Source organism: Erwinia sp. MMLR14_017, assembly GCF_033657285.1.
GTDB lineage: Bacteria > Pseudomonadota > Gammaproteobacteria > Enterobacterales > Enterobacteriaceae > Erwinia.
On the sequence record NZ_JAWVWP010000012.1, the window covers coordinates 38,642 to 50,676 of the forward strand.

9 protein-coding genes are annotated in these 12,035 nt (G+C 54.1%); 3 read left to right on the forward strand and 6 right to left on the reverse strand.

Annotated elements, in window-relative coordinates; translation table 11 throughout:
• Positions 1-34: 34 nt before the first annotated feature.
• Positions 35-1,858: a glycoside hydrolase family 15 protein gene (locus SD961_RS17820; RefSeq protein ID WP_318791677.1), complete on the reverse strand. Its 1,824-nt coding sequence runs from the start codon at positions 1,856-1,858 to the stop codon at positions 35-37.
• A gap of 169 nt (positions 1,859-2,027) precedes the next feature.
• Positions 2,028-2,669 (reverse strand): HD domain-containing protein, encoded by a 642-nt coding sequence (locus tag SD961_RS17825; RefSeq protein ID WP_318791678.1) that lies wholly within the window; start codon positions 2,667-2,669, stop codon positions 2,028-2,030.
• 114 nt (positions 2,670-2,783) lie between these two features.
• Here SD961_RS17825 and SD961_RS17830 point away from each other — a divergent pair, with 114 nt between their 5' ends.
• Positions 2,784-3,749, forward strand: a complete 966-nt coding sequence (locus tag SD961_RS17830; protein WP_318791679.1) for an AraC family transcriptional regulator — start codon at positions 2,784-2,786, stop codon at positions 3,747-3,749.
• 86 nt (positions 3,750-3,835) lie between these two features.
• Positions 3,836-4,861 carry an LLM class flavin-dependent oxidoreductase gene (locus SD961_RS17835; RefSeq protein WP_318791680.1) on the forward strand — a complete coding sequence of 342 codons (1,026 nt, stop codon included), beginning with the start codon at positions 3,836-3,838 and terminating at the stop codon, positions 4,859-4,861.
• Positions 4,862-4,943: 82 nt separating this feature from the next.
• On the opposite strand, the gene SD961_RS17840 is transcribed toward SD961_RS17835, so the two are convergent.
• The 4 genes from SD961_RS17840 to SD961_RS17855 form a co-directional block, all read right to left on the reverse strand.
• Positions 4,944-5,909, reverse strand: a complete 966-nt coding sequence (locus SD961_RS17840) for a hypothetical protein (RefSeq protein WP_318791681.1) — start codon at positions 5,907-5,909, stop codon at positions 4,944-4,946.
• Between the two features lie 157 nt (positions 5,910-6,066).
• Positions 6,067-6,798, reverse strand: a complete 732-nt coding sequence (locus tag SD961_RS17845) for a GNAT family protein (protein WP_318791682.1) — start codon at positions 6,796-6,798, stop codon at positions 6,067-6,069.
• Positions 6,799-6,948: 150 nt separating this feature from the next.
• Positions 6,949-8,421: an aspartate aminotransferase family protein gene (locus tag SD961_RS17850; protein ID WP_318791683.1), complete on the reverse strand. Its 1,473-nt coding sequence runs from the start codon at positions 8,419-8,421 to the stop codon at positions 6,949-6,951.
• 14 nt (positions 8,422-8,435) lie between these two features.
• A complete protein-coding gene (locus SD961_RS17855) occupies positions 8,436-9,818 on the reverse strand; it encodes a diaminobutyrate--2-oxoglutarate transaminase (RefSeq protein WP_318791775.1) in 1,383 nt (460 codons plus the stop codon).
• A 668-nt stretch (positions 9,819-10,486) separates the two neighbouring features.
• On the opposite strand from SD961_RS17855, the gene SD961_RS17860 reads away from it, so the two are divergent.
• Positions 10,487-12,001 carry a hypothetical protein gene (locus tag SD961_RS17860; RefSeq protein WP_318791684.1) on the forward strand — a complete coding sequence of 505 codons (1,515 nt, stop codon included), beginning with the start codon at positions 10,487-10,489 and terminating at the stop codon, positions 11,999-12,001.
• Positions 12,002-12,035 lie beyond the last annotated feature (34 nt).

The following is a 12,035-nucleotide window of genomic DNA, read 5'->3' on the forward strand; positions in this document are numbered from 1 at the left end:
TTTCCAGAAGTTACTTTGGTTGAAAGGCTGTTCGCTAACTTTTGCGGTCTGCTTCTGAAAGCGCCTGCGCCGCACAAATCAGCGCCAGATGACTCAGCCCCTGAGGCAAATTGCCTCGCCAGCTGTTGCTACGCACATCAAACATCTCATTAAAGGTTTCCACATTACCCTTATCACACAGGCAGGAGAGGATCTCATCCATCGCCTTTTGTGCACGCTCTTTTTCACCCATTGAGGCAAAGGCCTCCGCCAGCCAGAAAGAGCAGGCTACAAAGGTGCTCTCTTCCTGTTCCATGCCGCTGTAGCGGTAAATCATCGCGCTGTTGTGTCCCAGCTCGCTGTATATTGCTTCATAGGTCGCCAGCATTCTTTTAGGGTTAACACTATTGCCGTAGTGATAAACCAGCGCCAGGGAAGCATCCAGCCGCTCCTCACTCCCGGCATAAAACAGATAGGTCTGGCGCTCCTCAGACCAGCAGTGGGTTTCAATCCATTCACTGATACGGTCGCGCTCACGCTCCCATCGCCCAACCCAGGTGGGTTCGATATGTTTCTCATTCGCCATCGCCGTTGCCCGGTCCAGCGCCAGCCAGCAGGCCATTTTGGAATGGGTATAATGCTGTTCTTCAGGCAGCTCCCAGATCCCGGAATCCTTTTGCCGCCAGTGGTCAGCGCAGCAGTTAGCCAGCTCTCCCAACATGCGCGAGGTGGCAATATCTAAAATGTGTCCCGCCTCCACAAACAGCTGCGCGGTTGCCAACATATCGCCATACATGCTCAGCTGAACCTGATCCCGTGCATTGTTGCCGACCCGAACGGGCTGCGATCCCTTATAGCCTTCCAGCGGCAGAAAACGTTCTGCGGGCACCACATCACCCTCAAGGGTGTAGCAGGCACGAAGCTTCACGCCATGGCGAATAATGGTATGGGTCAGCCAGGAGAAGGCGGCTTTGGAGTCTTCAAGCGCGCCGAGATAGATAAAGGATTTGATAATCAGGCAAGCATCGCGCACCCAGGCGTAGCGATAGTCATAATTTTTCTCGCCGCCAATGCCTTCCGGCAGGGAAGTGGTTGCCGCCGCAGCAAGCGCGCCGGTTGGGGAGTACCAGAGGAACTTTAATGAGAGCGCAGAACGTTTTACATGAAGCGGGAACAGGCCATTGTAGCTGAGGCTTTTGACCCAGTCTCGCCAGGCGAGGTGACTGGTTTCAATTCTTTCGTCAATCGCCTTTAGCGTGGGGACAGCCAGCGGCTCCTTTTCGGTGGCCAGCAAAGCCACCAGCGAACTGGAACCGGGGGAGGTAGTGACTTTCCCCTCTACCTTTTCATCGTCGCAATGCGTGAGCTGGATATCTTCACTGGTACGCAGCATTGCCAGCAGATCGGCAATATGGAAAACCGTTCCCTGTGCCGTCTCGGCCAACCATGGCGAGCGCGTTTCAGCGGCGGTGCCAAAGCGCAGCCTGAGATTCAGCACTACTTCGCCCTCAACGCCTTCAATACGCCGTGCCAGTTCACTCCACGGCAGCCTGCCAGCCAGCGTACTGTTGATAGATTCGGTGATTAACACGCTGCCGGTTTCAGTCTTAAAAGAGGTTTCAAGGATATTACTGTCTTTGCGGTAGCGACGCTCTACGCTATAGGGCTGATTGGGTTCCAGCTGAAAAAAGCCGCCTTTACCGCTGTCAAGGATGCGGTCAAACAGGGGCGGTGAATCAAGGTTGGGGGCGCACCACCAGTCAATCGATCCGTCGGGAGCAATTAACGCCACGGACCGGCCTTCGCCGATAGCGGCGTAGTCGCCCAATTCGGCATAACCATTATCCCGCTCTGGCTTGTTATAGCTTTTATTCTTCATAGTTCGTTCATCCTTGTCAGGGAAAGTTATACGCCTTGAAGGGAACTGGCGTAACTGCAACGGGTGCCTGAAAGGAAGAGTTCCCGGCTCCTGATTGAAAAGTATAGATAAAGGAGCCGGGAGTGGTGGAGTAATGCAGCAATCATTTTACTGTGACAACGTCACCTGTTCAGCCCTGCCAGCGCGACTGCCGTATGACCTCACAAAAGTTACCCGCTTTAAAACCCGGTTCTTTATCCGCTATAACATCAGCCTTGACATTGCCGAAGGTAGTTTGCGGTTTCTGTTTGATGCCGTCATAAAATGCCTGAATGATCTCCTCCTTAAATGCCTCAGGACGAGGATGTAAGCCTGTTACCGCTCCGATCTCCTGAGAAGTAAACTGGTCGAACCCGATTCCCAGCACATCCATCTCCACCCCAGCAGTTACCAGCGCGATCTCGGGGGCCATAAACTCCGGGATACCGGGCGTGGTATGCAAGGCAATCGCGGTCCAGACCTTGTCAATATCCTGCCGGGCGATGCCGTAACGTTGCAGAAAATCTCTTGCCGCATTCGCCCCGTCTACTTCAAACCGCTTATCGCAGCTACAGTGATCGTGCGTCAGCCCCATATCATGAAACATGCAGCCAACATAGAGCAGCTCCGCATCAACCTTCACTCCCCGCTGCTGGCCCGCCAGTGCTCCCCAGTAATAAACGCGGCTGGAATGATGGAAAAGCAGGTCAGATTCCGTATCACGCACTAATTCGGTGACTTCCTGCGCCATCTTACTCTGTGGGATTTGTACGCCATTAATCGACTTGGTCATTTTTTTTACTCTTCAGGGTTGATTTACCCCAGTCTGAAGAAGATCATTGCTGTCTTAAAGCGTCTCTTTACGACGAAATGAGACAAAACGATCGTTAAGGACAGGGGAAGAGCAATGCCACAGGATATGGTCATTCTGGCGGTGCCTGGCGTACAGTTGCTGGACGTTTCAGGGCCGCTGGACGTCTTTACAGAGGCCAATCGCATCCTGAAGCGTCAGGTTTACAGAACCAGCGTGATGTCGACAGATTCGCTTACCATCCACTCATCTTCCGGAGTAAGAGTGCTGGCAGACCGGCTCCTCAGCGAAAAGGAAGCCGTTTCTGCCAACACCTTTCTTGTGGCGGGCGCGCCTGAGATGGCTGACTTCCTGCCTGAAGCGGCGGTGCTGGCCGCCCTCAGCCGCTACTGCCTGCAAAGCCAGCGCTATGGCTCGATATGCAGCGGCGCTCTGCTTCTGGCGCAGACAGGATTGCTGAAGGGAAAGAGGGTGACGACGCACTGGGCCTGCGCCAGCGAGCTGGCGCGTTATCCGGAGGTCAGAGTGGACGCGGATGCGCTGTATGTTGCGGACGGGCGGCTACGGACTGCGGCGGGCGTGACGTCGGGTCTGGATCTTGCCCTCAGGCTGGTTGAAGAGGATCTGGGACGTGAAGTCGCTCTGGACGTAGCGAATAACCTGGTAATGTTCTTTCGTCGGCCAGTTAATCAGGCTCATTTTATGAGGAGCGCAGCCGTTACGCTGAGTGGCCGTTCCGCTTTCCAGGATTTGCTGCGCTGGAGCACCAGCAACCTGCAGAGCGTGAAAAATGTCGCCATGATGGCGGCGCACATCAACCTCAGCGAGCGGCATCTGAGCCGGCTGTTCCGGCAGGAGCTTTCTGTAGCGCCCGCCCAGTGGCTGGAGCGAGAGCGGGTAGCGAAAGCTAAGCTGCTGCTGGCGCGGGGTCTCCCCGCTAAAGTGGTCTCATCCGAGTGCGGATTTTCAGGAGTGGATGTGATGCGCAGAGCGTTCACCAGGGTAACCGGGATGACGCCAGGGGTTTATCTGCGCTTCACCGCCGCCGGAAATAATTCTTAAGATTGTTAATGCGCTTGCCAGCGGGTGGAATTCGCCTTCATGCTGCAGGCTGGAAAATATTCCTTTTACTACAGGAGACCTGAGTCATGAAAAAAATTGGATTCCTCTCGTTTGGCCACTGGACGCCCTCCCAGCAGTCGGCAACGCGATCGGCTGCCGATGCGCTGTTGCAATCCATTGATCTTGCGGTCGCGGCTGAAGAACTGGGCGCTGACGGCGCCTATTTCCGCGTACACCACTTCGCACGTCAGCTAAGCGCGCCTTTCCCGCTGCTGGCCGCGGTGGGCGCTAAAACCAGCCGGATTGAAATTGGCACCGGTGTGATCGATATGCGCTATGAAAATCCTCTCTATATGGCTGAGGACGCGGGCGTAGCAGATTTGATCAGCGGTGGGCGTTTACAGCTAGGCATCAGCCGGGGTTCTCCGGAGCAGGTGGTGGAAGGGTGGCGCTATTTTGGCTATCAGCCAGAGGAGGGAGAGAATGATGCGGATATGGGCCGTCGTCACACGGAAAAGCTGCTGGAAGTGCTGCGTGGTGAAGGTTTTGCCAAACCCAACCCTCAGCCGATGTTCCCGAATCCTCCCGGTCTGCTGAGGCCTGAACCCTTCTCGGCAGGACTGCGTGAGCGTATCTGGTGGGGATCGGGTTCTGACGCCACTGCCGTCTGGGCAGCAAAGCTGGGCATGAATCTGCAAAGCTCAACGCTGAAGGACGATGAAACGGGCGAGCCGTTCCATATACAGCAGGCCAGACAGATCCGTGCCTACCGCGAAGCCTGGCAGGCAGCAGGGCATGCACGCACGCCACGGGTGTCGGTCAGCCGCAGCATTTTTGCGCTGATGAACGCCACCGATCGGGCTTACTTTGGCGCCAGCCGTGAGGGGGGCGATCAAATCGGCTATCTGGATGAGAAGACGCGCGCTATTTTTGGCCGCAGCTATGCAGCGGAGCCGGAAGCGTTGATTGCGCAGTTAGCGAAAGATGAAGCGATTGCGGAAGCTGACACCCTGCTGTTAACCATTCCAAACCAGCTGGGGGTGGAATACTGTGCGCATGTGATGGAATCGATTCTCACCCATGTTGCACCGGCGTTGGGCTGGCGCGACTGATTTCTGCCAGGTGAGAAGCGAGGAGGCGGGAGAGCCTCCTGTCAGGCGCGCCGTGACGGGGCGCTCCGCCGCGTCAGAACGGTTATTCGTTGCTGCCCGAGGTCTGGGCGGTGGCAAGCGGGGTGGTAGCTGACTGCTCAGTGGTAGTGCTCTGAGTAGTTTCTGTAGACGTTGCCGAAGGCTCCTCTGCAGTGGTGCTCTGAGTCGTTTCCGTCGTGGTCGCAGGCTGAGAAACCGGGGCGCTCTGCGAAGAGGCCGCAGGTTGAGAAGCAGCTGCATTCTGCTCTGTTTCCGTGGTGGTCGTCACTGGCTGTGTAGCGGTGGTGCCCGGCGTACTCTCCGCTGTGGTTGCTGGCTGTGAAGACGCCGTGCTCTGCGTGGTCTCTGCTGTCGCAGCAGGTTGTGCAGCCACCGGACTTTGTGTTGTTTCGGTGGTGGTGGTGGTTTGAACGGCCGGAGCGCTGTCAGTCGCCGTAGAGGCTGGCTCTGCTGGCGATGTAGCCTGCGTTGCCGCCGCAGGAGCCTGAGCGGTAGCGCTGTTTTCTGTTACGGTCGACCCTGCTGTGCCAGTGGCTGTTGGTGCCGCGCTCTGATCATCCTGTGCCGGAGCAGCTTCCTGTTTAGCCGGTTCAGGGGCCGGGGCAGGTTTAGCAGGCAGCTTCGTGACGCCCTCTTTGACAAAGACTGGTTTATCACGGGTAACAGAATAGGCAAGCTGGGTGACTTCACCAGGGTTAGTGGTGACTTCCAGAGACTGGATAGTTACGCGGCCAAGGCCAAGCAGCGTCTGAGCATAACCGCCCACCTGATGCTTCCCGGCTGGGATCTGCACCTCGGTGTTCTTGCCGGGCAGCAGCGGGCCGGCATCATTGCCATCAACCGTCAGGAAGATGGAGGAACCATCGTCAGCACGAGTCATCACATGAGAGACAGCGATCTGCGATGGGCCATTAAAGAAATCATCTGGCGTAGCGGCCTTCTGATGTTTAGCGCAACCGGTGAGGGTTAAAGCGGCCGTTAAAGCGGCCAGAGTGAAACGATAAGACATTATACCTCGCTATCCTGTGTTGCTTTGAATCGACCATTTTACCGTGACTGCAGAAGGAATACAGCAGGATAGCGTTAAGGTTCGTCTCAAAAATTACCAGTAACTGTTTCAGCCATGCGTTAAACCGGCGTCCTGATTTAACCCAATAAGATCATTTTTACTGATTCTCTGCATAAGGTGCGGACTCCCTTGCACTCCTTAACAGGGCATCGAGCTTAACTTTCTGCTCTCCTTCAGCCGTAAAATTGTCCTCTGCCAGCCAGGCTCTCAGCGCTATATTGATCGCTGGCCACTCTGCGTCAATAATCGACAGCCAGTCCGTATCGCGATTACGCTGTTTACGAACCATAGCCTGACGAAAACGCCCTTCGTAAGTGAAGCCAATTCTCTCTGCCGCGCGGCGCGATGCCTGGTTCAGCGAATCACAACGCCAGGCAACGCGGCGATAGCCCGTTGAAAATGCGTAATTCAGCATCAGAAACACGGCTTCCGTACCGATTGCCGTGCGTTGCATAAGCGGAGACCAGGTGACATGGCCAACCTCGGTAAGTCCATGTACCGTGTCGGTCTCGGCGAAGCAGACTACCCCCACGGGCATCTCCGTTCTTGCATCAATCACGGCCCAGGAAACCAGGCTCTCATCCTGAATTTTATCCGTTATCCATGCGCTCATCTCCGGCAGAGAACGCGGCATCACCGTGCCAAGCCAGGTCCAGTCACGATCGTCACCGTTCAGTGAGTAGGCTGCAAATAACGCTTCTGAATGATCCAGCGTAAGAGGAACCAGATCACAGAACCGGCCATGTAAGGTGCTGCGAACCAGCCTGGGCACCGGTTGCCAGTCGGGTAAGTCAAATCCTGTCTGCTGACCATACTGATTGACGCTCATGTTTTGCACTCCTTATCCTGTGTTCGTTCTGATATAGCGTTAATTTACTGTTTCTCTTCAGATTAAATACACGCAGGACAGATCGACTGCAATAAAAAAGCCGATAACAGATGTTATCGGCTTTCAGGCGCGGAAGGCTGAGAAGAGCGATTAGCCCGCCAGCAGGCTTTCCGCTGTGCTCTCAACCAGTGCCAGCAGGACTTTGATATCCTCCAGGGTCACCGTTGGGTTCAGCAGGGTCAGTTTCAGGCAGGTCACGCCGCCTGACTCGGTAACGCCTACGTTGGCACGGCCGGAATCGAGCAGGGCATCACCAATCTTCTGGTTCAGCAAGGCCACCGCCGCATCACTCTTCAGCGAGGCGTGCTCCGGACGATAGCGGAACAGCACGCTGGCCAGCTGCGGCTGCATCACCAGCTCCAGCGATGCCTGTTCAGTGACATAGCTTGCCACTTCCTGGGCCAGCGTCACGCCGTGATCGATAATTTCGGCATACTGTTTCTGACCCAGCGCTTCCAGGCCCATCCACAGTTTCAACGCATCAAAACGGCGGGTGGTTTGCAGTGATTTCGACACCAGGTTCGGCACGCCCTGCGCTTCATCAAACTCGGAGTTCAGATAAGCAGCCTGGTAACGCATCAGTTCATAATGACGGGCTTCTTTCAACAGGAAGGCGCCACAGCTGATGGTCTGGAAGAACTGCTTGTGGAAGTCCAGGGTGATGGAGTCCACCAGCTCAATGCCGTCCAGATAATCACGGTACTTCTCAGAGAGCAGCAACGCGCCGCCCCAGGCGGCATCAACGTGCACCCAGATCTGCTGTTCAGCAGCCAGAGTGGCGATGGCTCGCAGCGGATCAATCGCGCCCGCATCCGTGGTGCCTGCAGTGGCAACGATAGCCAGAATCTGCTCGCCGTTGGCTTTCGCCTGCGCCACTTTCTCCGCCAGATCGTTCAGATCCATACGTGAGAAGCGATCGGTTTTTACCAGGGTAACGGACTGATAACCGAGACCCAGCAGCGCCATATTCTTCTGCACAGAGAAGTGTGCATGCTCAGAACAGAAGACTTTGATCTTCTTCAGGTCACCGATCAGGCCATCCTGCTGAACAGAGTGACCCTGACGGGCAAAGAAGGCATCACGTGCCAGCATCAGGCCCATCAGATTACTCTGCGTACCGCCGCTGGTGAACACGCCCGCATCGCCAGGCTGATAGCCAACCTGAGTACGCAGCCATTCAATCAGCTTCATCTCAATGATGGTGGCTGAAGGGCTTTGATCCCAGGAGTCCATGCTCTGGTTGGTGGCGTTGATCAAAACTTCAGCCGCCTGGCTGACCACCAGGCTTGGGCAGTGTAAGTGCGCCACGCACTGCGGGTGGTGAACCGACAGGCTGTCTTTTAAAAAGTACTCAACCGCACGCTCAATAGCGGCCTGGTTGCCCAGGCCCTGAGGATTGAAATCCAGCTTGATACGTTCGCGGAGTTCAGCAACGCTTTTACCCTGATACATCTCAGGCTGTTGCAACCACTGCACCACGGCACGGCTACTCTGTTCAATTGCTTGCTGGTAGGCTTCAGTGCTTTGCGCTGAAGCAGCCAGAATTGGGTTTGACCCGGACATCCACTTCACTCCATTCAGACAGGTTTGACGCCAGCTGATAACAGGGCGCTTTCAAACTTATCAATGAAAACAGCCAGTTCTTCCTTAGTGATCAACAGCGAAGGTAACAGGCGCAGCACGCAACCGTTACGACCGCCACGTTCGAGGATCAGACCAGCCTCAAAGCATTTTTTCTGCAGCAGGGCAGAGAGCTGGCCGTCGGCTGGGTAGCAACCCATGTGATCCTGCGCTTCATCTGGTTTAACGATCTCAATACCAATCATCAGACCCAGACCGCGAACGTGGCCGATAACCGGATAACGTTTCTGCAGTTCAGCCAGCTGGCCTTTCAGCCATTCACCCTGTGCCGCCACTTTGTCGGCAATATTATTTTCTTTCAGCAATTTCAGCGTGGTCAGGCCGGTAGCCATCGCCAGCTGGTTGCCGCGGAAGGTACCGGTATGGTGACCCGGTTCCCAGGCGTCAAACTGCTTTTTGATGCCCAGTACGGCCAGCGGCAGGCCGCCGCCCACAGCTTTAGACATCACGATAATGTCTGGCTCAATGCCTGCGTGTTCAAAGGCGAACTGTTTGCCGGTACGGCAGAAGCCAGCCTGAACTTCGTCGAGGATCAGCAGAATGCCGTGCTCCTGCGTCACTTTACGAATGCGCTGCAGCCATTCAGCCGGAGCCGGGTTCACGCCGCCTTCGCCCTGAACCGCTTCCAGGATCACCGCCGCTGGTTTGCGTACGCCGCTTTCCACGTCGTTGATCAGGTTGTCGAAGTAGTAAGTCAGCGCTTTCACGCCAGCTTCACCGCCAATGCCAAGCGGGCAGCGGTACTGATGCGGATAAGGCATAAACTGCACTTCCGGCATCATGCCGTTAACGGCTTCTTTCGGTGACAGATTACCTGTGACCGCCAGAGCGCCGTGCGTCATGCCGTGATAACCGCCAGAGAAGCTGATCACGCCGGTACGGCCGGTGTGCTTCTTAGCCAGTTTCAGGGCTGCTTCAACCGCATCTGCGCCAGAAGGGCCGGTAAACTGCAGGCAATACTCTTTACCCTGACCCGGTAATAAGGAGAGCAGGTATTCAGAGAACTGATCTTTTAATGGTGTAGTAAGATCCAGGGTATGTAACGGCAAGCCGCTGGTAATGACATTTTGGATGCTTTGCAGGACATCAGGATGATTGTGTCCAAGCGCCAGCGTTCCCGCACCGGCAAGGCAATCAAGATATTGATTATTCTCAACATCGGTGATCCATACGCCTTCCGCTTTCGCAATGGCGAACGGTAATTTACGGGGATAACTCCTGACATTCGACTCCATTTCAGCCTGTCTGGCTAAATAGGTCTCATTGTTAGCATTAGCAGAATTCGCACCTAAAGTATCAATACGGACTTTATCCGTCATCATATCTCTCCTACAACCCGAAACGTCGTCGTTCCTGGTTGAAAAAATGGTTAAAAAAGTAGCAACTCGCTGTAAAAGCGCGCCCAATATAGGACTTTTCTGGCCTGACCTCAATGATTAATTTTGTTAAGAAATGCTTACATTTTTTCTATAGGAATCATAACGTTGCATTGAACGCACTTTTTGTATGGTTATCGTTCAGTTGTTACAACTTGTATAACTTGTCCTAAACCCAAATATTCAGGCTTACTGTCAGGAAGATAACAACCTGGATCAAACGGAATTCGTAAGGAGCAAAGAGCAAAGCAGGAGGAAAATTTTAGCTTTTTGTCAGCTTTTCATTAATCGAAGCGGCTCTAATTTCTTAACATCAAGCGCGAACTAAAAATTACGGTCTTGAAAAATAATTTATTTTTTTATTAAAACAGGATGAACAGGGGGTGTTGTCGCCTTTTTCAGGACCAGTTAATTATATCTTCCGGACGGTATTAATCTTAAATATCGTTAATAAGTCTTATTTGCCTTATGTTCACATGGACGCCTCCGCCGTTAAGTGATGATATTACTTCAGCCCCACCTCTTTACGCCCGTTAATAAACATTCCTAAAAACTGACCATGATGTCAGTGACGCTGGGTGCCCGACATTTTTTCTCTGGAGGAAATGATCATGTTTAAATTCCATCCCCTGGTTATTAGCTTTATTACCGCATATGGATTAATGAATCCGGCCACGCACGCCTGGTCGGCCGTTCTTAAACCCTTTACCCCGGAACTGAATGACAACCGAGCCGGTCTGTTTTGCGTTTGTAATGGCTCAACTCAGACCCTCAGTGGAAGTCAGCAATTTGCTCCAGGCAGGCAGGGTCTGCAGGGCATTACAGTAGGGGAGTTACTCAGCACCGGCAGGCTGATTTCCGATGATAATCTGATAGGGGCCGATCGCCTCTCGCTCGGTGGACAGAATGCCACTATTACCCTGCCTGACGCTAACGGCAGCGGTAGCAACAGGGTTCAGGTTTATAACTCCAACCTGATGAGTGCGCTGCCTTCTGTCGATACAACCACTGAGCTTCCCAATTACCTGAACGTCAACGATGGACAATATATCGATGCACGTGTAGCCCAGGTCAGCAACGGCACCATTAATGTTGAAATAGGGGAAGCGGGTGCGGCAACGACTGCCGCTACCAACGGCTGGACAATGGCAGCGAAGCAGAGCCAACTCTTTACCGCCAGCGGCAGCGGTAATATGAACTGGAATGCCGATAATCGCATTACATTCACCGGTGCCTACACGCCCTATGTTTATCAGCTTGGCTACAGCGTCGATAATGCTGTCACTTATAACGGCGCGTTCAGCGTTACCACGCTGGATAATGCGACCACACAATTCAGGGTCTCCAGCCTGAGCGATCTGCAAAGTTATAATGACTGGCTGGTGGATCAGCTACGTGCGGGAAATCTGAGTGGCAGCAGTTATAACAGTGAGTTTAATAAGGCCCTTTCCTTCAGCAGCGGCGTGATCGCTTATGTGATTGATGCCGACGATCTGAATGATGAAATTGCTCAGCCGGTGGGCGACCGGGTAGTTTTAAGCGCCGACGGACCGGGCGCAAAGGTAAAAATCAATGCCGGTAAAACGCTTGAGGTAGTGAATGCCAGTAATGGTGCGGTAAGGGCTACCAACGGCGCTACGGCCATTATTAACGGTAAGCTCGCCATTACAGGTGATCCCTCCGAATATAACAGTGCGCTTGAGCTGGCCGGGGGCAGCAAGGGCATTAATAACGGCGTGATTAACGGCGGCTTTTTTAATCAGGCCGACGGGACTGGCGTGGATGGCTCAACGCTGGGGGATGGCGGAAATACGGTTTTTGCTCACGATAACTCGCAGTTTACCAATAATGGCGTCATCAACTATGTGATCTCTCCCTCAAGTTACGGCGCAGCGCTGTGGCTGACGGATTCCCGCGCCATCAATAACGGCAATATCAATCTGGGCGTCACCGGGGCGACAGCAGGCTCTCTGGTGGCGGGCGTCATGCTGGACAGAGATGGCTCTTCTTTTGAAAATGCTCAGGGCGGGACAATTTACCTTGGCCGCACGCCGCAAAACAGCCTGACGGATGTGACCTCGGATGTGGCAATTAATCGCAGTGGCGAAACCAGCGCACTCTTCTAATTCTTTAATTCCAGCGCGATCAATAATGGTCATA

Excerpts from the sequence above, each read along its gene's own strand:
- SD961_RS17820 (WP_318791677.1), bottom strand. The coding sequence starts at position 1,858 with ATGAAGAATAAAAGCTATAACAAGCCAGAGCGGGATAATGGTTATGCC.
- SD961_RS17825 (WP_318791678.1), bottom strand. The coding sequence starts at position 2,669 with ATGACCAAGTCGATTAATGGCGTACAAATCCCACAGAGTAAGATGGCG.
- SD961_RS17830 (WP_318791679.1), top strand. The coding sequence starts at position 2,784 with ATGCCACAGGATATGGTCATTCTGGCGGTGCCTGGCGTACAGTTGCTG.
- SD961_RS17835 (WP_318791680.1), top strand. The coding sequence starts at position 3,836 with ATGAAAAAAATTGGATTCCTCTCGTTTGGCCACTGGACGCCCTCCCAG.
- SD961_RS17840 (WP_318791681.1), bottom strand. The coding sequence starts at position 5,909 with ATGTCTTATCGTTTCACTCTGGCCGCTTTAACGGCCGCTTTAACCCTC.
- SD961_RS17845 (WP_318791682.1), bottom strand. The coding sequence starts at position 6,798 with ATGAGCGTCAATCAGTATGGTCAGCAGACAGGATTTGACTTACCCGAC.
- SD961_RS17850 (WP_318791683.1), bottom strand. The coding sequence starts at position 8,421 with ATGTCCGGGTCAAACCCAATTCTGGCTGCTTCAGCGCAAAGCACTGAA.
- SD961_RS17855 (WP_318791775.1), bottom strand. The coding sequence starts at position 9,818 with ATGACGGATAAAGTCCGTATTGATACTTTAGGTGCGAATTCTGCTAAT.
- SD961_RS17860 (WP_318791684.1), top strand. The coding sequence starts at position 10,487 with ATGTTTAAATTCCATCCCCTGGTTATTAGCTTTATTACCGCATATGGA.